Origin of the sequence: Pseudomonas sp. SJZ077 (genome assembly GCF_007993905.1) — a bacterium.
Taxonomy (GTDB): Bacteria; Pseudomonadota; Gammaproteobacteria; order Pseudomonadales; family Pseudomonadaceae; genus Aquipseudomonas; species Aquipseudomonas mandelii.
Window position 1 is genome coordinate 21,423 of record NZ_VIUJ01000034.1, and the last position, 20,965, is coordinate 42,387.

The following is a 20,965-nucleotide window of genomic DNA, read 5'->3' on the forward strand; positions in this document are numbered from 1 at the left end:
CGAGTGTCTCTGATCGCTTCTGACCACTTCCGCATCGTTGTCGGCCTCGGCAAGAGCGGCATGTCCCTGGTTCGCTTCCTGGCGAACCGGGGCACGTCGTTTGCTGTGGCCGATACGCGGGAAAATCCACCGGAACTGGCCGCGCTCAAGCGTGACTATCCGCACGTGGAAGTGCGTTGTGGCGAGCTGGACGTCGAGTTCCTGTGCCGTGCCGACGAACTCTACGTGAGCCCCGGCCTGGCGCTGGCGACTCCGGCCCTGCAGGCTGCTGCCGCCCGTGGCGTGAAATTGTCCGGTGACATCGAGCTGTTCGCGCGTAACGCGAAGGCGCCGATTGTCGCCATCAGCGGTTCCAACGCGAAAAGCACTGTCACCACCCTGGTCGGCGAGATGGCGGTGGCGGCGGGCAAGCGTGTCGCTGTCGGTGGCAACCTCGGTACGCCGGCGCTGGATTTGCTCTGCGACGACGTCGAGTTGTACGTGATGGAGTTGTCGAGCTTCCAGCTCGAAACCACCGATCAACTCAACGCCGAAGTGGCGACCGTGCTCAACGTCAGCGAAGACCACATGGACCGCTACAGCGGTCTGCCGGCCTATCACTTGGCCAAGCACCGGATCTTCCGTGGCGCGAAACAGTTTGTGGTCAACCGTCAGGACGCCCTGAGCCGTCCGCTGATGGGCGAGGGCCAGCCTTGCTGGACCTTCGGTTTGAGCAAGCCCGATTTCAAGGCTTTCGGTATCCGCGAAGAAGACGGCGAGAAGTACCTGGCCTTCGAATTCCAGAACCTGATGCCGGTGCGCGAGTTGAAAATTCGTGGCGCCCACAACCAGTCCAACGCGTTGGCAGCATTGGCCCTGGGCCATGCCGTCGGCCTGCCGTTCGACGCCATGCTCTCGAGCCTGCGCACCTTCGCCGGGTTGGAACATCGTTGCCAGTGGGTTCGTGAGCTGGACGGCGTGAGCTATTACAACGATTCCAAAGCCACCAACGTCGGTGCCGCACTGGCGGCCATCGAAGGCCTGGGTGCGGACATCGACGGCAAACTCGTGCTGATCGCCGGTGGCGATGGCAAGGGTGCCGAATTCAAGGATTTGCGTGACCCGGTGGCAGCCAATTGCCGCGCCGTGGTCCTGATGGGCCGTGACTCCGACTTGATCGGCCAGGCCATCGGCGATGCCGTGCCGCTGATTCGCGTCGGTTCGCTGGATGAAGCGGTTGCCCAATGCCGCGCCATCGCCGAACCGGGTGACGCCGTGCTGCTGTCGCCCGCCTGCGCCAGTTTCGACATGTTCAAGAATTACGAAGACCGTGGTCACCAGTTCGTCCGCGCCGTGGAGGATCTGGTATGAGCCTGATGAACATCATCAAGCCTTATCCGTCGCCGATCATCACCGGACGCGGGATCGACCTCGACTTCCCGATGCTCGCCGGTTGCCTGGCCTTGATCGGTCTCGGGCTGGTGATGATTGCCTCGGCGTCGACCGAAGTGGCGGCCGTGCAGTCGGGCAGTGCCCTGTACTACATGATTCGTCACTTGATCTACATCGTGCTGGGCCTGGGTGCCTGCGTCGTCACCATGATGATTCCGATCGCCACCTGGCAGCGCCTGGGCTGGCTGATGCTGCTCGGCGCATTCGGTTTGCTGGTGATGGTGATCATCCCGGGGATCGGCCGTGAAGTGAACGGTTCGATGCGCTGGATCGGTTTCAGTTTCTTCAACGTCCAGCCATCCGAGATCGCCAAGGTATTCGTGGTGATCTACCTCGCCGGTTATCTGGTGCGTCGCCAGAAAGAAGTGCGGGAAAGCTGGATGGGCTTCTTCAAGCCGTTCATCGTGCTGCTGCCCATGGCCGGTCTGTTGCTGATGGAACCGGACTTCGGCGCCACCGTTGTCATGATGGGCGCGGCGGCGGCGATGCTGTTCCTCGGCGGGGTCGGACTGTTCCGTTTCTCCTTGATGGTGGTCCTGGCGGTCGGGGCGGTGGTGCTGTTGATTCAAGTTCAGCCGTATCGAATGGCGCGTCTGACCAACTTTGCCGATCCATGGGCCGACCAGTTCGGTGCCGGCTATCAGTTGTCGCAGGCGTTGATCGCGTTTGGTCGCGGCGAATGGCTGGGCGTTGGCCTGGGCAACAGCGTGCAGAAACAGTTCTACCTGCCGGAAGCCCACACCGACTTCGTGTTCTCAGTCCTTGCCGAAGAGCTGGGTGCCGTGGGTTCCTTGTGCACGGTGGCGTTGTTCGTCTTTGTTTGCGTGCGTGGCATGTACATCGGCTATTGGGCCGAGAAGGCCAAGCAATTCTTCGCCGCCTACATCGCTTATGGCCTGTCGTTCCTGTGGATCGGCCAGTTCCTGATCAACATCGGGGTGAACGTTGGCCTGTTGCCGACCAAAGGCCTGACCCTGCCGTTCCTCAGTTATGGCGGCAGTTCGTTGGTGATTTGCGGTGCCTGTCTCGGCTTGTTGTTACGCATCGAGTGGGAGAGTCGAACCCACTTGGGCAGCGAAGAGATGGAGTTCCATGAGAGCGACTTCGCCGAGGAGCCGACCCATGGGCGCTAACGTCTTGATCATGGCGGGCGGTACCGGTGGCCACGTGTTCCCGGCGCTGGCGTGCGCCCGCGAATTCCAGGCCCGCGGTTACACCGTGCACTGGCTCGGAACACCGCGCGGGATCGAGAACGACCTGGTGCCGATGGCCGGTATCGAGCTGCATCGGATCAACGCCACCGGTCTGCGCGGCAAGGGCAAGTTGTCCCTGCTCAAGGCGCCGTTCATGGTGCTCAAATCCGTCTGGCAGGCGCGGGCGATCATTCGTCAGCTGCGGCCAGTGTGTGTGGTCGGCTTCGGTGGTTATGTGACCGGCCCCGGTGGCGTTGCAGCCAAACTGGCCGGCGTGCCGGTGATCGTTCATGAACAGAACGCCGTGGCCGGTACCGCCAATCGGTTGCTGGTGCCGTTGGCCGCCCGAGTCTGTGAAGCGTTCCCCGACACCTTTACCCTGTCGGACAGCCGTCGGACCACCGGTAACCCGGTGCGCACCGAGCTGTTCCTCGAAACACAGCGCCCCGCCCTGGCGGGTCGCAAAGCGCGTTTGCTGATTCTGGGCGGAAGCCTGGGCGCAGAGCCGTTGAACAAGTTGCTGCCTGAAGCCCTGTCGCAAGTCGCCCCCGACCTGCGCCCGGAAGTGTTTCATCAGGCCGGCAAAAATCACGATGAAGTGACTGCAGAGCGCTATCGCGCGGCTGGCGTCGAGGCGCAAGTGCAGCCTTTCATCAAAGACATGGCCCAAGCCTATGGCTGGGCCGACCTGGTGGTGTGCCGCGCAGGCGCATTGACCATCAGTGAGCTGGCTGCCGCCGGTCTGCCCTCGATGCTGGTGCCATTGCCCCACGCGATCGACGATCACCAGACCCGCAACGCCGATTATTTGGCCCGTGAAGGCGCTGCCTTCCTGATGCCGCAAAGAACGACTGGCGCAGCGGATCTTGCCGCACGCCTGACAGAGGTCCTGATGCAACCACAACGACTCAACGACATGGCCACTGCGGCACGCCGCCTGGCCAAACCCGATGCCACCCGTAACGTGGTCGATACCTGCCTGGAGGTGGCCCATGGTTGAGAAACAGAAAGCCATGCCGCAACCGGAAATGCGCCGCATCCGTCGCATCCACTTCGTCGGCATCGGCGGCGTGGGCATGTGCGGCATCGCCGAAGTGTTGTTGAACCTGGGCTATGAAGTGTCCGGTTCCGACCTGAAAGCTTCGCCCGTGACCGAGCGTCTCGAGTCTTTTGGCGCGCACATCTTTATCGGTCACCGTGCTGAAAACGCCGCTGCCGCTGACGTGCTGGTGGTATCCAGCGCCGTGAACACGTCCAACCCGGAAGTCGCCACCGCGCTGGAACGTCGCATCCCTGTGGTGCCACGCGCAGAAATGCTGGCCGAGCTGATGCGCTATCGCCACGGCATCGCCGTCGCCGGTACGCACGGCAAAACCACCACCACCAGCCTGATCGCTTCGGTGTTCGCGGCCGGTGGCCTGGACCCGACGTTCGTCATCGGTGGCCGCCTGAATGCCGCGGGCACCAATGCCCAGCTTGGCACCAGCCGCTACCTGATCGCCGAAGCCGACGAAAGCGACGCCAGTTTCCTGCACTTGCAGCCGCTGGTGGCCGTGGTCACCAACATCGACGCCGACCACATGGCGACCTATGACGGTGACTTCAACAAACTGAAGAAAACCTTCGTCGAGTTCCTCCACAACCTGCCGTTCTACGGTCTGGCGGTGGTGTGCCTGGACGATCCGGTGGTGCGTGAAATCCTGCCGCTGGTGAAACGCCCGACGGTCACCTATGGCTTCGGCGATGACTGCGACGTGCGCGCCATCAATGTGCGCCAGCAAGGCATGCAGACCTTCTTTACCGTACTGCGCCCTGATCGCGAGCCGCTGGATGTCTCGGTGAACATGCCGGGTAACCATAACGTGCTGAACGCGCTGGCCACCATCTGCATCGCCACCGACGAGGGCGTCAGCGATGAAGCCATCGTCCAGGGCCTGTCCGGCTTCCAGGGTGTCGGTCGACGCTTCCAGGTCTACGGCGAACTGCCGGTCGATGGCGGCAACGTCATGCTGGTCGATGATTACGGTCACCACCCGACCGAAGTCGCGGCCGTGATCCAGGCCGTCCGCGGTGGCTGGCCGGAGCGCCGTCTGGTGATGGTTTACCAGCCGCACCGTTACAGCCGTACCCGCGACCTGTACGACGATTTCGTCAATGTACTGGCCGATGCCAACGTCTTGCTGCTGATGGAAGTCTACCCGGCCGGTGAAGAACCGATTCCGGGCGCCGACAGCCGCAAGCTGTGCAACAGCATTCGTCAGCGCGGTCAGCTCGACCCGATCTACATCGAGCGCGGAGTCGACCTCGCGCCACTGGTCAAGCCGCTGCTGCGTGCTGGCGACATACTGCTGTGCCAGGGCGCCGGTGATATTGGTGGTCTCGCCCCGAAACTGTTGGCCAGTCCGCTATTTGCGGGTGCTGTTGCCGCGCCGACTGTGGGGAAGTTGAAATGACTGCTGCCTACGCCAACCTCGTCTCCACGGTCGCGCCGAAAGACTTCGGCCGCGTCGCCGTGCTGTTCGGCGGCAAGAGTGCCGAGCGTGAGGTGTCCCTGAAGTCGGGCAACGCGGTACTCGACGCGCTGCTGAGCGCCGGTGTGGATGCGTTCGGCCTCGATGTGGGCGATGACCTTCTGCAGCGTTTGCTGAACGAAAAGATCGACCGCGCCTTCGTCATCCTCCACGGTCGTGGCGGTGAAGACGGCAGCATGCAGGGCCTGCTCGAATGCCTGGGTATTCCCTACACCGGCAGCGGCATCCTGGCTTCGGCACTGGCCATGGACAAGCTGCGGACCAAACAGGTCTGGCACAGCCTCGGCATCCCGACGCCACGTCACGCGGTACTGAGCTCAGAGGCTGATTGTATTTCGGCAGCGACGGAACTGGGCTTCCCTTTGATCGTCAAACCGGCCCATGAAGGTTCAAGTATCGGGATGGCCAAAGTGACGTCCGCGTCGGAATTGATCGACGCCTGGAAAGCGGCCAGTACCTACGATTCGCAAGTGTTGGTCGAGCAATGGATTCAAGGTCCGGAGTTCACCATCGCCACCCTGCGTGACCAGGTGTTGCCACCGATTGCCCTGGGCACCACGCACAGCTTCTACGACTACGACGCCAAGTACGTGGCTTCCGATACTCAGTACCGGATCCCGTGTGGCCTGGACAGCACCAAGGAAAAAGAATTGATGGACCTCACGGCGAAAGCCTGTGAGGCGCTGGGTATCGCCGGTTGGGGCAGGGCAGACGTGATGCAGGACGCCGACGGGCAGTTCTGGTTCCTCGAAGTCAACACCGCACCGGGCATGACCGATCACAGCCTGGTGCCGATGGCGGCCCGTGCCGCCGGTCTGGATTTCCAGCAACTGGTTCTGGCGATTCTGGCCGCAAGTATCGAGGCGCGGGGTTAAGACCATGCAAGGCGCACAGCTGAGACATCAGCCCCCTCCAGCACCCGGCCGCAAGCCGGTGCCACGGGGTGCGAGCCGAATGGTGGCCAAAGAGCCGATGTCTGCGCGCCTGCCGAAAGCCAATTTTGGTTTTCTGAAAAGCCTGTTCTGGCCGGTGATGTTGGTTGCGCTGGGGTTCGGCACTTACGAAGGCGCGCAGCGTTTGCTGCCCTACGCCGACCGGCCGATCACCAAAGTCGCTGTGCAGGGTGACTTGAGTTACATCAGCCAGCAGGCGGTGCAGCAGCGAATCGCCCCTTATGTGGCGTCGAGCTTCTTCACCATCGATCTTGCGAGCATGCGCACCGAACTTGAAACGATGCCATGGATTGCCCACGCCGAAGTGCGTCGGGTGTGGCCGGATCAAGTAGTGATCCGCCTGGAAGAACAACTGCCGATAGCCCGTTGGGGCGATGAATCGCTGTTGAACAACCAGGGCCAGGCGTTCACCCCGCGTGAGCTGGCCAATTACGAACATTTGCCACAGCTGTTCGGCCCACAACGGGCGCAACAGCAAGTGATGCAGCAATACCAGGTGCTGAGCCAGATGCTCAGGCCGATGGGCTTCTCGATTGCACGCCTGGAGTTGCGTGAACGAGGCAGCTGGTTCCTGACCACCGGCGCCGGCAGCGCGGGCCCGGGGATCGAACTGCTGCTGGGACGCGGCAAGCTGGTGGAAAAGATGCGCCGCTTCATTGCCATCTACGACAAGACGCTTAAAGAACAGATTACGAACATTGCGCGCATCGATCTGCGCTACGCCAACGGCCTTGCTGTTGGCTGGCGGGAACCTGTAGCGCCCACGACAGCCCAACCCGCTGTCGCGAAGAATTAAGAAGAGGCAGGACCCATGGCAAACGTGCAAAGCGGCAAAATGATCGTCGGTCTCGATATCGGCACCTCCAAGGTGGTGGCGCTGGTCGGCGAGGTCTCGGACGACGGCACGCTCGAAATCGTCGGGATCGGCACTCATCCGTCCCGTGGCCTGAAGAAAGGCGTGGTGGTGAACATCGAGTCCACCGTGCAATCGATCCAGCGCGCGATCGAAGAAGCGCAGCTGATGGCCGGTTGCCGGATTCACTCGGCGTTCGTCGGCGTGGCCGGCAATCACATCCGCAGCCTGAACTCCCACGGCATCGTGGCGATTCGTGATCGCGAAGTCAGCTCCGCCGACCTTGAACGTGTCCTCGACGCCGCCCAGGCCGTGGCGATCCCGGCTGACCAGCGCGTACTGCACACCTTGCCGCAGGATTACGTGATCGATAACCAGGAAGGCGTTCGTGAGCCGCTGGGCATGTCGGGCGTGCGTCTGGAAGCCAAGGTTCACGTGGTGACCTGCGCCGTCAATGCCGCACAGAACATTGAAAAATGCGTGCGTCGCTGCGGTCTGGAAATCGACGACATCATTCTCGAGCAACTGGCGTCGGCCTATTCGGTCCTGACCGACGACGAGAAAGAGCTGGGCGTGTGCCTGGTGGACATCGGCGGCGGCACCACCGACATCGCGATCTTCACCGAAGGCGCGATCCGTCACACCGCGGTGATCCCGATTGCGGGCGATCAGGTGACCAACGACATCGCCATGGCGTTGCGCACCCCGACCCAGTACGCCGAAGAAATCAAGATTCGCTACGCCTGCGCCCTGGCCAAGCTGGCCGGTGCCGGTGAAACCATCAAGGTGCCAAGTGTTGGCGACCGTCCACCGCGCGAGCTGTCCCGCCAGGCCCTGGCCGAAGTGGTCGAGCCGCGTTACGACGAACTGTTCACGCTGATCCAGGCCGAACTGCGCCGCAGTGGCTACGAAGACCTGATCCCGGCCGGCATCGTGCTGACCGGCGGTACCTCGAAAATGGAAGGCGCGGTCGAACTGGCCGAAGAGATCTTCCACATGCCGGTCCGCCTGGGCGTGCCCCATGGCGTCAAGGGCCTGGACGACGTGGTCCGCAACCCGATTTATTCCACAGGCGTAGGCCTGTTGATGTATGGCCTGCAGAAGCAGTCCGACGGGATTTCGTTCTCGGGCATCAGCAGCCGCGACAGCTACAGCAATGAAGAACCGAAAGCCGCCTTGCTCGATCGCATCAAGAGCTGGGTACAAGGCAACTTCTGACGAAGCAGATTCAAGCGGCAAGCTACAAGCCGCAAGAGCAAGCAGTAAAAGCGACAAGCAGTAAAAGCAGTAGGCGAAAAAACTAGAGAACGTAAAGGAGAGGGAAAATGTTCGAACTCGTAGACAACATCCCCGCAAGCCCGGTTATTAAAGTTATCGGTGTTGGCGGAGGCGGCGGCAACGCCGTCAACCACATGGTCAAGAGCAACATTGAAGGCGTTGAATTCATCTGCGCCAACACTGATGCCCAGGCGCTGAAATCCATCGGCGCGCGGACCATCCTGCAATTGGGTACCGGCGTTACCAAAGGTCTGGGCGCCGGCGCCAACCCTGAAGTAGGTCGTCAGGCCGCTCTCGAAGACCGTGAGCGCATTGCCGAAGTCCTGCAGGGCACCAATATGGTGTTCATCACCACCGGCATGGGCGGTGGTACCGGTACCGGTGCTGCGCCGATCATTGCTGAAGTGGCCAAGGAAATGGGGATTCTCACCGTTGCGGTGGTGACTCGTCCGTTCCCGTTCGAAGGCCGCAAGCGTATGCAGATCGCCGACGAAGGTATCCGTCTGCTGTCTGAAAGCGTCGACTCGTTGATCACCATTCCCAACGAGAAGCTGCTGACCATCCTCGGTAAAGACGCCAGCCTGCTGTCGGCTTTCGCCAAGGCCGACGATGTACTGGCCGGTGCCGTTCGCGGTATCTCCGACATCATCAAGCGTCCGGGCATGATCAACGTCGACTTTGCCGACGTACGGACTGTAATGAGCGAAATGGGCATGGCGATGATGGGCACTGGCTGTGCCAGCGGTCCGAACCGTGCACGTGAGGCCACTGAAGCGGCCATTCGCAACCCGTTGCTCGAAGACGTGAACCTGCAAGGTGCACGCGGCATCCTGGTGAACATCACCGCCGGTCCTGACCTGTCCCTGGGTGAGTACTCCGACGTGGGTAGCATCATCGAAGCCTTCGCTTCCGAGCACGCGATGGTCAAGGTCGGTACCGTTATCGATCCGGACATGCGCGACGAACTGCACGTGACTGTGGTTGCCACCGGTCTGGGCGCGAAAATCGAGAAGCCTGTGAAGGTCATCGACAACACCGTTCACACCTCCATGGCCTCCCAGCCGCAACAATCGGCGCCCGCTCGTCAGGAACAACCGGCGGTAAATTACCGTGACCTGGACCGTCCGACCGTCATGCGCAACCAGGCTCAGGCCGGTGCTGCGACTGCCGCGAAGATGAATCCGCAAGATGATCTGGATTACCTGGACATCCCGGCTTTCCTGCGTCGTCAGGCTGATTGATGGAATGTATCAGGGCTATGAAGGTGATTGGTGTTCAGCAAAGGTCTGGTCTGCTATTATCGCCAGCCTTTGTTGATACCAGTTCGCAATTTGCGCTGAAGCGGCCCAAGCCATGATTAAACAACGCACACTGAAAAATATTATCCGTGCTACAGGTGTAGGCCTGCACTCCGGGGAGAAGGTTTACCTGACCCTCAAGCCTGCACCTATCGACACCGGCATTGTGTTTGTTCGTGCCGACCTCGACCCTGTGGTGCAGATTCCTGCCCGCGCGGAAAACGTTGGTGAAACCACGATGTCGACCACATTGGTCAGTGGCGACACCAAAGTGGATACGGTGGAGCACTTGCTCTCGGCCATGGCTGGCCTGGGCATCGATAACGCCTACGTCGAGCTCTCCGCGTCCGAAGTCCCGATCATGGATGGTAGCGCTGGACCTTTCGTATTCCTGATTCAATCGGCCGGCCTGGAAGAACAGGACGCACCGAAGAAGTTCATCCGGATCCTGCGGGAAGTGACAGTGGAAGACGGCGACAAGCGCGCCACTTTCGTCCCTTTCGAAGGCTTCAAGGTGAGTTTCGAGATCGATTTCGATCACCCGGTTTTCCGTAACCGCACACAAAGTGCAAGCGTGGATTTTTCCAGCACTTCGTTCGTAAAAGAAGTCAGCCGCGCCCGTACCTTTGGTTTCATGAGTGACATCGAGTACTTGCGCAAGCACAACCTCGCACTCGGCGGCAGCGTTGAAAACGCTATTGTGGTCGACGCGGATGGTGTACTGAACGAAGACGGCCTTCGCTATGAAGACGAATTCGTGAAGCACAAGATCCTCGATGCAATTGGTGACCTCTACCTGCTGGGCAATAGCCTGATTGGTGAGTTCAAGGGCTTCAAGTCCGGACATGCATTGAACAACCAGCTGCTGCGCAAGTTGATTGAGCAGACAGATGCTTGGGAAGTCGTGACTTTCGAAGACGCCAGCACTGCACCGATCTCTTACATGCGTCCCGTAGCGGCCGTGTAAGTCAAAAACCTCTCTAGTTTTTAAAGGCTGCCTTCGGGTGGCCTTTTTTTATGCCCGCGGGAAAGAGGTAGACCGAGCGCCATTGTAGGAGCGAGCGGTGCGGCGATCCGACGTGCCCGCGAAGAGGCCAGTAGCGACACCGCAGATTTCAAGCCGTGTCGACCACCCGATTCCGTCCGTTTTCCTTGGCCTGATACAACGCCTTGTCCGCCGCAAACAGCAAACTCTCCAGGCTGATATCCGTCGCTGTCGTCCAGGTGCTGATCCCGATACTGACAGTCATCGGCCCATCAGCTCCCTCAACCAGCGGCAACCGCTCAACGGCCTTGCGGATGTTTTCGGCAATCTGCCGCGCACCGGCGCTATCGGTTTCCGCCAGGATCACCGAAAACTCCTCGCCGCCATAACGGGCAGCCAGGTCCGCCGGTCGTCGCGCGTGGGCGCTGATAACGTTGGCCAGCGAGCGCAGCGCTTCGTCGCCGGCCTGATGGCCATGGCGGTCGTTGAACGCTTTGAAATGGTCGGCATCAATCATCATCAGTGACAAAGGCATGCCGGAACGTTGAGCGCGAAACCATTCATGGCGCAGGGCCTGATCCAGCGTCCGGCGGTTGGCCAGCCCCGTCAACGCATCGGTGGCGGCCAGTTGCGCCAGTTCGTGTTCGGCATTGTGACGCCGGCGCAATTCCCGGCGCAGCACCCACGTCAGCCACAGCAGGCTCACGCACAAGGCAGCGGTTGCAGAGCTGACCACCACTGCAGTGCGTTTCCAGGCCGAAAAGACTTCATCACTGGACAGTGCAACGATGACGATCAACGGCAAATTTCCGACCTTGGAAAAGGTGTACAGGCGTTTGTCACGGTATAGATCGGACATGCTGGTGAAGCTGCCGTTGCCTTCTTTGACGATGCGCTGGAAATTGGGGCGGTTACTGAAATCCTTGCCGATCAGCTCTTCGGCCAGGCGTGGTTGCTGGGCCAGGAGAATCCCGTTCTTGCTGATCAGATTGACCGTGCTGTCGCGGCCGATGCTCAAACTGTTGAACAACTGATCGAAGTAACTCAAGCGCATGGCGGCTTCGGCAACCCCCAGAAACTCACCCTGAGCGCCACTCACCCGTCGACTGAAACTGATACGCCAGTCGTGTTCGGGTGACCTGGCCCGGAAGGGCGGGCTGATGAACATGCCCGGGGCCGGGTTGTTCACGTGCGACTGGAAGTATTCGCGATCAGCGTAGTTGCCTTGCCTGGGTTCCACCGACGCCGAGTCGGCGATCACGTCGCCCTTGTTGTCGAGCAACAAAATGTCGCCCTTGTACGGCGCGGCGGTGGCGCGGTCGAAATAGGCCAGATGGCGAATGGTGGGAGAAACGCTCTTGAGATCTTCTCGCCGGGAGGCGGCGATCAAACCCAGCAGGGAAATATCATAGAGTTCGACATTGCGCAGCACATCGGCGTCGATCAATTGCACGATGTTGTTGGCGGCGCGAGCGGCGGACAACTCGGCGTTGGCGCGTTCACGGATCAGCAGGAAGGTCACAATGCCGAATATCGCAATCACCAACAGCACACTGCCGAGAGTCAGAAGTTGCTCCGATCGTGTCGAGCTGATCGGATGTTGAGATTTCTCATTGCTCACACTCATGGTTCTGACTTCTGCAAATAAGACGTTATAAAAGTTTTTTACAAGAATCGGGCAGAGTTCCAGAAACCGGTCGCGTCCAGAGCGCTTGTATAAATGCCGGATAAAAAAAAGGCCAGCAAAAAAATGCTGGCCTTTTGCTTAGTGAAGCTTAGAAGACATTGAGCGGGTAGTCGACGATCACCCGGTATTCATCGGTGTCCTGATCCAGCGCGCCATAGCCATTGCCGCCGCGGTTGGTGGCCCATTGCATGCGCACCGCCAGATCCTTGGCCTTGCCGCCCTGGATCACGTACTTGAGATCGATGTCGCGCTCCCAGTGCCTGGCGTTTTTGCCGTCGGCGCTGTACCACGAGGCGTAGCCGCGGCTGTCCGGATCGACTTTGGTCAGGTCCAGTTCGCCTCGGGAGTAGGACAGCGCCGAGGTCAGGCCGGGCAGGCCGAGACCGGCAAAGTCGTAGGCGTACTTGAGTTTCCACGAGCGCTCGTTCGGGCCGTTGAAGTCAGAATACTGCTGGGAGTTGTCGAGGAAGACGCTGTCGCCCTGGCTGATGTAGTCGAACGGCGTGTTGCCGTTGACTCGCTGATACGCCGCCGTAACGCTGTGAAAGCCCACGCCGACGGTGAAATGCAGGCTGTAGGCGTTGTTGTCGATGTGACCCAGCAGTGCATCGCCGGTGTCTTGCGTCTGATAGAAATGCAGGCCCGGGTTGAGGCTGACCAGGTCGTTCAGCGCGTAGGTGTAATCCAGATCGTAGTAGTACTGGTTCCAGATGTCCTTGAGTTCGGAGGCGTACAGGCTGCTGGTCAACCCCGGCAGACCGCTCCACGCCACACCGGCCCAGTTCAGGTGCTGACTGTTGTCACCGTCTGCCAGGCTGCCGTAGGAGGTGCCGATGCGGGTGTGACCGCTCTGGTTGTACGGCTTGGTGAAGCTCGCCTGGCCACCTTCGATCAGGAAGCCGTCGAAGCTGTGGTTGGTCAGGCTGACCCCACGAAAGGTCTGCGGCAACATGCGGGTTTCGCCGCCGGCAATCACCGGGTTGGCGAGGAACAGGTCGCCGGCCTTCAACTCGGTATCAAAAGCACGCATTTTGAGCGTACCACCTGCCGTTGAGAACGACCCAGGCGCTTTGCCGTTGCCATCGCTGATCGGCAGGATGCTCGAACCATCCGTGCCGCCACCGCCGTCGAGCTTGAGCCCCAGCATGGCGTGGGCATCAACGCCGAACCCGACGGTGCCCTGGGTGAAACCCGATTCAAAGAGCCCGAGGAAACCCTGACCCCACTCGATGTTGTCGTCCGTCTGCTGCAGGCGGTTGCGGTTCATGTAGTAGTTACGGACATTAAGGTTGAGGCTCGAACCTTCGACAAAACCTTCCTGACTGGATTCGTCGGCGGCGTAGGCGGCGGGGGTCATCGTTGCAGCGATTGCAATGAACAACGGGTTGAAACGGAGAGGGAAACGCACTTGCGGTAAAGCTCCTTGGTCAACTAAACACTTCATACTCTTGAAGTGCAAAATGTTTCTTGTCAGTGAAGACGAACTGGACGGCGTTTAAACCACAACGAAAAAAAGCCGCTGATAGCAGCGGCTTTGAAGACAACTTTTCAAAGGGAAGAGCCGATGAAAAGTGTCGAGGGAAAAGGAGCAAATGAGTCGGATCAGCTGTCTTTCTCAACCCGTGGTTGGCTTGAAGACATTGATGCTTGAGGGGTTTGCGCAGCCTCTTTAGCCTTGGCTGTCATTTCGCCCTGATGCTCTTCATACGAAGCGGCGCGTGCGGCATTGTGCGCGACGAAGGCCGGCGATTCTTCAGCCACGGCGAACGGAGACAGGAACAAAGAGGACAAAACGAAAGCGCTGGCAATACCCATAGTGTTGGACATCTTTAAAACCTTCTTGCTTGGCAAGTGCTGTTTGGTGCGGCAAAGATAAGGGGGATTGGACAGGGGAAAAAGAGCGGATTCATGAAAGGACTGTTGCGCTAAAAGCAACAGTAGCCAGCAGCGGGAAATGGCTTTTGTGGCGAGGGAGCTTGCTCGCGCTCGACTGCGCAGCAGTCGCAAACACCCCCCCGATTTTCCTGAGGAACCTGAGTGGCTGATTTGGGGCTGCTACGCAGCCCAGCGCGAGCAAGCTCGCTCGCCACAGGGAAGGGTCTAGACAGGGAGGTGGATGCCGAAGGTGTTCATGCCGTGATCACTGCGCACAAACACATCACCGCCATGCATCAGCGCAATCGCCTTGACGATCGCCAACCCCAGCCCATGGTTATTCCCGCTGTTGCTGCGCGATGCGTCGACGCGATAAAAACGCTCGAACAATCGAGGCAAATGCTCGCTGGCAATCGGCGACCCGGGGTTGGCCACGCCGATGCTCACCTGGTGCTCCTCGACCTCGATCCGCACCTCAATCACCTGCCCGGGCCCGGTGTGTTGCACCGCGTTACTCAGCAAATTGATCAACGCCCGGCGCAGATGCGCAATCTCGATCCGCACCTGCGCATCTCCACTGACCTGCACCTGAACCTGCGCATCCTCAAGAATGAAATCCAGGTATTCAAGAGTCGTGGCCACTTCGTCGGCCAGCGAGGTGGAAGTCAGTTTGGTCGCCTTGCTGCCCTGATCCGCGCTGGCAAGAAATAGCATGTCATTGATGATCGAACGCAGCCGTTCCAGCTCTTCGAGGTTCGATTGCAGCACTTCGAAGTAGTGTTCCGCCGAGCGTCCACGGGTCAGCGCGACCTGGGTCTGGCCGATCAGGTTGGTCAGCGGCGAGCGCAGTTCGTGGGCGACGTCGGCGTTGAACGACTCAAGCCGCGAATAGGCCTGCTCGACCCGCTCCAGTGTGGAGTTGAACGAATTGACGAACTGATTGAGCTCCGGCGGCAGCGGCGATAAGCGCAAACGCCCGGAACGCAACGGCGGTGCCAGGCGTTGGGCTTCCTGCGACAACTTGATCAAGGGTTTGAGGCCAATCCGCGCCACCCAATAACCCAGTGCCGAGGCCAGCAACACGCCGATAATTGCCAGGCTGATCAGCGCGATCAGCAAATGATGCTGGGTCTGGAAAAACGTCTCGGTGTCGATACCGATCATGAAACGCAGCGGCGGCCGTTGATCCTTGGCCGGGAACTGGCTGACCAGCACTTTCAGCGGATACGGCTGGTCCGGCAACGTCATGTCGCGCATCCCCAGGGGCCCTTCGGCAAAGGCGCGGATCTGCGGTGTCAGGTTGCCGTATTCGTAGTGAGGGTCGCCGCTGATGATCCAGAAACTGATGCGCTTGTCTTCTTCGCCGAGCAACTTGAGCTTGTTGTTGATCTTCACCCAATGCTCCGGCGTGCCATATCGCCCGACGGTGGATTCGAGCACGCTGTAACGCGCGTCCAGCTCCGCCTCGGGCAGCAAACCCAGGCCTTTGTCGACCTGCTGGTACAAGGCCCAGCCGATCAACAGGAACACCAGCAGCGCCACCAGCGTGAACATCCCGCTCAGGCGCAGGGCAATCGAATTACTGGACACCGCGGCTCTCCAGCACATAACCCATGCCCCGGATCGTGTGCAGCAGTTTTTCGTCGAACGGCCCGTCGAGCTTGGCCCGCAGGCGTTTGATCGCGACTTCTACGACGTTGGCGTCGCTGTCGAAATTGATGTCCCAGACCATCTCGGCAATCGCCGTTTTCGAGAGGATTTCACCTTGCCGACGGGCCAAAACGCTGAGCAGCGAGAACTCCTTGGCGGTCAGGTCCAGGCGGGTGCCGGCGCGGGTGGCCTTGCGGCTGATCAAATCGATCCACAGGTCGGCGATGCTCACTTGCACGGGTTCGTGGCCGCCGCTGCGCCGGGTCAGCGCTTGCAGGCGCGCCACCAGTTCGAGGAAGGAAAACGGCTTGCCGAGGTAATCGTCGGCCCCGTCGCGCAAGCCTTTGATGCGGTCTTCGACCCGCTCGCGGGCGGTGAGCATGATCACCGGGGTTTGCTTGCGCGCACGCAGCGCGCGCAATACGCCGAAGCCGTCGAGGCCCGGCAGCATGACGTCGAGGACGATCACCGCGTAGTCGCTTTCCAGCGCCAGGTGCAGGCCTTCGACGCCGTCGCGCGCCAAGTCCACGGTGTAACCCTGTTCCGTCAGGCCGCGGTGCAGATAGTCCGCGGTTTTTTCTTCGTCTTCGATAATCAGAACGCGCATGACCCCGCCTCAGTCTGTGGTTGCCAGCGCCGGCATCGGTGCGGGTTTGGGCTTATGGAAAAGCCGCTCAAGCCACAAGTATATGACCGGAGTGGTAAACAGCGTCAGCGCCTGGCTCACCAGCAAGCCGCCGACCACCGCGATGCCCAATGGCTGGCGCAGTTCGGCGCCGGTGCCGTAGCCGAGCATCAACGGCAGGGCGCCGAGCAGGGCGGCGAGGGTGGTCATGATGATCGGCCGGAACCGCGTGATACAGGCCTGGTAAATCGCCTCTTCCGGCGGCAAGCCACGATTGCGCTGGGCATCGAGAGCGAAGTCGATCATCAGGATGCCGTTTTTCTTGACGATGCCGATCAGCAACACCAGCCCGATCAGCGCCATGATCGAAAAGTCCTGGCCGCAGATCCACAGCATGATCACCGCGCCAAGCCCCGCCGATGGCAGCGTTGAAATAATGGTCAACGGATGGACGAAGCTCTCGTAGAGCACGCCGAGAATGATATACACCGCCACCAGCGCCGCCAGGATCAACCACGGCTGGCTGGCCAGCGAACTCTGGAACGCTTGCGCCGCGCCCTGGAAGTTGCCGCTCATGGCGGCCGGCATGCCGATGTCGGCCTTGGCCTGATTGAGCATGATCACCGCATCGCCCAACGCCACGCCGGGCGCCAGGTTGAACGACAAGTTGGCGGCCGGGAACATGCCGTCGTGAGCAATAGACAACGGGCCAACCGTTGGCGCATCGAATGTCGCCAGGGCCGACAACGGCACCATTTCCCCGCTCAGCGGCGAGCGCAGGTAGAAATAATTGAGGCTTGCGGCCTTGCCGCGTTGCTGGGTGTCCAGTTCCAGGATCACGTTGTATTGGTTGATCTGGGTCTGGAATTCATTGATCTGCCGTTGGCCGAACGCATCGTACAGCGCTTCATCGACATCACTGGCGGTCAGGCCGAAACGCGCGGCGGCGCTGCGGTCAATGCTGATGTGGGTGATGCTGCCGCCCAGTTGCAGGTCGTTGGAAATGTCGCGGAACGCCGGGTTGGCGCGCAGTTTTTCGGTCAGGCGTTGGGTCCAGGTGCTGAGCGTTGCGCCGTCGTTGCTCTTGAGCACGTATTGATACTGGGCGCGACTCGGGCCGGAGCTGAGGTTGATGTCCTGGCCGGCGCGCAGATAGAGCACGATGCCCGGGACTTTCATCAGTTTCGGACGGATCCGGTCGATGAACTGGCTGGCCGAGACGTCGCGGTCGCCGCGTTTTTTCAGGGAAATCCAGAAGCGGCCATTGGCGATGGTCTGGTTACTGCCCGAGACCCCGACCGAGTGGGAAAACGCCGCAACCGCTGGGTCTGCGGCGACGATTTCGGCCATCGCCAGGTGTTTTTTCACCATGTCGCCGTAGGAAATATCGGCGGCGGCTTCGGTGGTGCCGAGGACAAAACCGGTGTCCTGCACCGGGAAGAACCCTTTGGGAATAAAGATGTAACCGGCCACCGCCAGGCCCAGTGACAGGAAGAAAACCCCGATCATCAGTTTCTGGTGGGCGAGGGCACGGCGCAGCAGTTTTTCATAACCTGTCAGCAAGCGTTCGCCAAACGTGGGTTTGCTGTGGGCGTGATGCACCGGGGCGCGCATGAACAGCGCGGCCAGGGTCGGCGCCAGCGTCAGCGACACCACCACCGAAATCATGATGGTCGAAGTGGCGGTCAGGGCGAATTCCTTGAACAGCCGCCCGACCACGCCACCCATGAACAGCAGCGGAATGAACGCCGCCACCAGCGAGAAGCTGATCGAAACCACGGTAAAACCGATCTCGCCGGCACCCTTGATCGCCGCCTCGCGCATGCCGTCGCCGGCCTCCAGGTGGCGGTGAATGTTCTCCACCACCACAATCGCATCGTCGACCACAAATCCCACGGCCACCACGATTGCCACCAGCGTCAGGTTGTTCAGGCTGAAACCCATGATGTACATCAGGGCGAAACTGGCGACCAGCGAAACACCCAGCACGGCGGACACAATCAGGGTCGCCGACCATTGGCGCAGGAACAGCGCCATCACCGCCACCACCAGCATGATCGCGATCAGCAGGGTAATTTCCACTTCATGCAGGGAGGCGCGGATGGTCTGGGTGCGGTCGACCAGCACCTTGACCTGCACCGAGGCCGGCAGCATGGCTTCGAGGCCGGGCAGGGCGGCCTGGATGCGATCAACGGTTTCGACGATGTTGGCGCCCGGCTGCCGGGAAATCACCAGGTTCACCCCGGGTTGATCACCGGCCCACGCCTGGACGTAGGCATTTTCTGAACCGTTGACGACTTTAGCGACATCCTTGAGGTGAACCGGGGCACCGTCCTTGTAGGAAACGATGAGCTGGTTGTATTCCTCGGGGTGGAACAATTGGTCGTTGGTCGACAGTGTCGAGATACTCGACTCACCGTACAACGCACCTTTGGCCAGGTTGAGGCTGGTTTGCTGGATCGCCAGCCGAATGTCCGCCAGGGTCAGGCCGATGGCCGCGAGTTTGTCGGCCGAGACTTGAACACGGATTGCCGGACGTTGCTGGCCGGTGATGTTGATTTGGCCTACGCCGTCGATCTGACTGATCTGACGCGAGAGCAGGGTTTCCACCAAGTCACTGAGTTCGGTGCCGGGCATCAAGGTTGAGTTGATGCTGAGAATCAGCACCGGGCTGTCGGCCGGGTTGACCTTGCGCCACGTCGGCAGGTTCGGCATGTCCTTGGGCAGCTTGCCGGCGGCGGTGTTGATTGCGGCCTGCACTTCCTGGGCGGCGGTGTCGATGCTTTTGTCGAGGGTGAATTGCAGGGTCAGGTTGGTCGAGCCCAAGGCACTGCTCGAGGTCATCTGGGTCACGCCGGGGATGGCGCTGAATTGCACTTCAAGCGGCGTGGCCACCGACGACGCCATGGTTTCGGGGCTGGCGCCGGGCAATTGTGCGGCGACTTGAATGGTCGGGAATTCGGCTTCCGGCAGCGGCGCAATCGGCAGGCGCGGGAAGGCGATGACGCCGAGCAACACCAGGGCAAAGGTCAGCAGGATCGTCGCCACCGGATGATCGATACACCAGGCTGAGACAGAACCGTGGCCCTTCATGGCTTCGACTCCGATTGCACCACTTGCGGCGGCTCGGTCATTACCTGCACGGTCGAGCCGGGTTTGAGCCGCGACTGGCCGTCGCTGACCAGCACGTCACCCGGTTTTACGCCTTTGATGATGTCCTGGCCGCTGCCTTGGTAGACCATTTGTACGGTGACGGTTTCGACCTTGTCGCCGTTGACGCGGTACACGAAATGTTGATCGAGGCCACGCTGTACGACAGTGGGCGGGACCACCAGCGCATCTTTATCCAGGGCGGTCTGAATTTTTACCGTCACCAGCAGGCCCGGCCAGAGCTTCTGTCCGGGATTGTTGAATTCCGCCTTGGCGCGGATGGTCCCGGTGTTGGCGTTGATCTGGTTGTCGATCAGGGTCAGGTGGCCTTCGCCCAGCAGGTTGCCGGTTTCGCCGTCGGTGTCGGCGCCGATATAGGCCTTCACTTGTGCGCGCTCGGGGTCGCCGATCAGGCCTTGCAGGGTAGGCAGCATTTGTTGCGGCAGGGAAAACTCGACGGCGATCGGGTCAATCTGGGTCACGGTGAACAGGCCCAGGGTGTCGGTCATGCGCAGGAAGTTGCCTTCGTCCACCGTGCGAATACCGACGCGGCCGGTGACCGGGGAGCGAATCTGTGTGTAGGAAAGCTGCACCTGAGCGGCGTCGATTGACGCCTGATTGCCTTGGGCGGTGGCTTTGAGCTGGTTGACCAGGGCTTGTTGCTGGTCGTAGGTCTGCTTGGATACGCCGTCGTCGACGCTGAGCAGTTTGTAGCGCTTGAGGTTGACCAGCGCGACTTGCAGTTGCGCCTGGCTTTCGCCGAGTTGTGCCCGAGCCTGGTCGAGGCTGGCGCGGATCGAGCGGTCGTCGATGGTGGCGAGCAGGTCGCCTTGTTTCACCAATTGGCCTTCTTTGACCAGGATTTTGGTGAGGATGCCGTCGATTTGCGGGCGGACTACGACGCTGTGCAGGGACAGGACCGAGCCGATGCCGGTGACGTAGCGGGGGACGTCTTTTTCGGTGACGCTGACGACTCGAACCGGGATCGCTGTGGGCGCGGCGAGTTTGGCGGTGGCGGGTTTGGTGGCGTACCACGCGCCACTCGCTGCCAGGGCGATCAGCAGGCCTGCGATCAAGGCGGTTTTTTTCTGGGTTCGCATGCGAGTGGGGGCGCCGGGCTAGGTGGTCGGGAGTCGGGTCGGGTTTATACCTTCCTTTATAAACCTGTTCGGCGGTCAGGAAGGTGACTGCTAACTGACGGCGCTGTCAGTTTGGGCTTGGCGGCCTGGTAGCCGACCATGCTGCTGTTGATGGCGTACATATCCATTACTGCGGTAACGGCTGCTGGCGGTTTCGCTCTTACAGCGAGTCCCTTTTGCAAACGCCCAAAAGGAACCAAAACGCTTCGCCCCAGCGTCCGACCCCTCGCCTGGGCTCGGCGTTCCTTCGCTCCGGCATTCATCTGGGGGCATCGCCTCCGGTCGGCTTCGCTTCGACCTCCTCTCGATGTGTGCGG

General features: G+C 60.6%; 16 protein-coding genes. 9 read left to right on the forward strand and 7 right to left on the reverse strand.

Translation table 11 applies throughout. The features are described from left to right. Positions 1 to 3 precede the first annotated feature (3 nt). The 9 genes from murD to lpxC all read left to right on the forward strand — a co-directional run bounded on the left by murD (position 4) and on the right by lpxC (position 10,504). On the forward strand, positions 4 to 1,350 hold the full coding sequence (murD, locus tag FBY01_RS30615) for a UDP-N-acetylmuramoyl-L-alanine--D-glutamate ligase (RefSeq protein WP_145310941.1): 1,347 nt from the start codon (positions 4 to 6) through the stop codon (positions 1,348 to 1,350). Next, entirely contained in the window at positions 1,347 to 2,564 is a 1,218-nt protein-coding gene (gene ftsW / locus FBY01_RS30620) for a putative lipid II flippase FtsW (protein WP_010458121.1), read from the forward strand. The genes murD and ftsW overlap by 4 nt, the downstream gene beginning before the upstream one ends. Further along, positions 2,554 to 3,624 carry an undecaprenyldiphospho-muramoylpentapeptide beta-N-acetylglucosaminyltransferase gene (gene murG / locus FBY01_RS30625; RefSeq protein ID WP_010458119.1) on the forward strand — a complete coding sequence of 357 codons (1,071 nt, stop codon included), beginning with the start codon at positions 2,554 to 2,556 and terminating at the stop codon, positions 3,622 to 3,624. The genes ftsW and murG overlap by 11 nt, the downstream gene beginning before the upstream one ends. Further along, complete coding sequence (gene murC, locus FBY01_RS30630) at positions 3,617 to 5,077, forward strand: UDP-N-acetylmuramate--L-alanine ligase (RefSeq protein ID WP_077748991.1); 1,461 nt, start codon at positions 3,617 to 3,619, stop codon at positions 5,075 to 5,077. Before murG ends, murC begins: the two co-directional genes overlap by 8 nt. After that, positions 5,074 to 6,030, forward strand: coding sequence for a D-alanine--D-alanine ligase (locus FBY01_RS30635; RefSeq protein WP_010458115.1), 957 nt, complete (start codon positions 5,074 to 5,076; stop codon positions 6,028 to 6,030). Before murC ends, FBY01_RS30635 begins: the two co-directional genes overlap by 4 nt. Before the next feature lie 4 nt (positions 6,031 to 6,034). After that, the gene (locus tag FBY01_RS30640; protein WP_010458113.1) at positions 6,035 to 6,904 is read left to right on the forward strand and encodes a cell division protein FtsQ/DivIB; all 870 of its coding nucleotides are present in this window, start codon (positions 6,035 to 6,037) and stop codon (positions 6,902 to 6,904) included. A gap of 15 nt (positions 6,905 to 6,919) precedes the next feature. Next, positions 6,920 to 8,179, forward strand: coding sequence for a cell division protein FtsA (gene ftsA, locus FBY01_RS30645; protein ID WP_008147519.1), 1,260 nt, complete (start codon positions 6,920 to 6,922; stop codon positions 8,177 to 8,179). 107 nt (positions 8,180 to 8,286) lie between these two features. Further along, positions 8,287 to 9,480: a cell division protein FtsZ gene (gene ftsZ, locus FBY01_RS30650; RefSeq protein WP_007943486.1), complete on the forward strand. Its 1,194-nt coding sequence runs from the start codon at positions 8,287 to 8,289 to the stop codon at positions 9,478 to 9,480. A 112-nt stretch (positions 9,481 to 9,592) separates the two neighbouring features. Beyond that, the gene (gene lpxC / locus FBY01_RS30655) at positions 9,593 to 10,504 is read left to right on the forward strand and encodes a UDP-3-O-acyl-N-acetylglucosamine deacetylase (RefSeq protein ID WP_008147525.1); all 912 of its coding nucleotides are present in this window, start codon (positions 9,593 to 9,595) and stop codon (positions 10,502 to 10,504) included. Positions 10,505 to 10,652: 148 nt separating this feature from the next. On the opposite strand, the gene FBY01_RS30660 is transcribed toward lpxC, so the two are convergent. The 7 genes from FBY01_RS30660 to FBY01_RS30695 form a co-directional block, all read right to left on the reverse strand. Beyond that, positions 10,653 to 12,149 carry a sensor domain-containing diguanylate cyclase gene (locus tag FBY01_RS30660; protein WP_145310939.1) on the reverse strand — a complete coding sequence of 499 codons (1,497 nt, stop codon included), beginning with the start codon at positions 12,147 to 12,149 and terminating at the stop codon, positions 10,653 to 10,655. A 148-nt stretch (positions 12,150 to 12,297) separates the two neighbouring features. After that, on the reverse strand, positions 12,298 to 13,617 hold the full coding sequence (locus FBY01_RS30665; RefSeq protein ID WP_145310937.1) for an OprD family porin: 1,320 nt from the start codon (positions 13,615 to 13,617) through the stop codon (positions 12,298 to 12,300). Positions 13,618 to 13,811: 194 nt separating this feature from the next. Further along, the gene (locus FBY01_RS32160; protein ID WP_010458093.1) at positions 13,812 to 14,036 is read right to left on the reverse strand and encodes a hypothetical protein; all 225 of its coding nucleotides are present in this window, start codon (positions 14,034 to 14,036) and stop codon (positions 13,812 to 13,814) included. A 273-nt stretch (positions 14,037 to 14,309) separates the two neighbouring features. After that, positions 14,310 to 15,674 (reverse strand): heavy metal sensor histidine kinase, encoded by a 1,365-nt coding sequence (locus tag FBY01_RS30680; protein WP_077748987.1) that lies wholly within the window; start codon positions 15,672 to 15,674, stop codon positions 14,310 to 14,312. Further along, entirely contained in the window at positions 15,664 to 16,341 is a 678-nt protein-coding gene (locus FBY01_RS30685; protein WP_007916978.1) for a heavy metal response regulator transcription factor, read from the reverse strand. The genes FBY01_RS30680 and FBY01_RS30685 overlap by 11 nt, the downstream gene beginning before the upstream one ends. A gap of 9 nt (positions 16,342 to 16,350) precedes the next feature. Beyond that, a complete protein-coding gene (locus FBY01_RS30690) occupies positions 16,351 to 19,452 on the reverse strand; it encodes a multidrug efflux RND transporter permease subunit (RefSeq protein WP_102593547.1) in 3,102 nt (1,033 codons plus the stop codon). Further along, positions 19,449 to 20,609 carry an efflux RND transporter periplasmic adaptor subunit gene (locus FBY01_RS30695; RefSeq protein WP_010458085.1) on the reverse strand — a complete coding sequence of 387 codons (1,161 nt, stop codon included), beginning with the start codon at positions 20,607 to 20,609 and terminating at the stop codon, positions 19,449 to 19,451. The genes FBY01_RS30690 and FBY01_RS30695 overlap by 4 nt, the downstream gene beginning before the upstream one ends. Between the last annotated feature and the right edge of the window lie 356 nt (positions 20,610 to 20,965).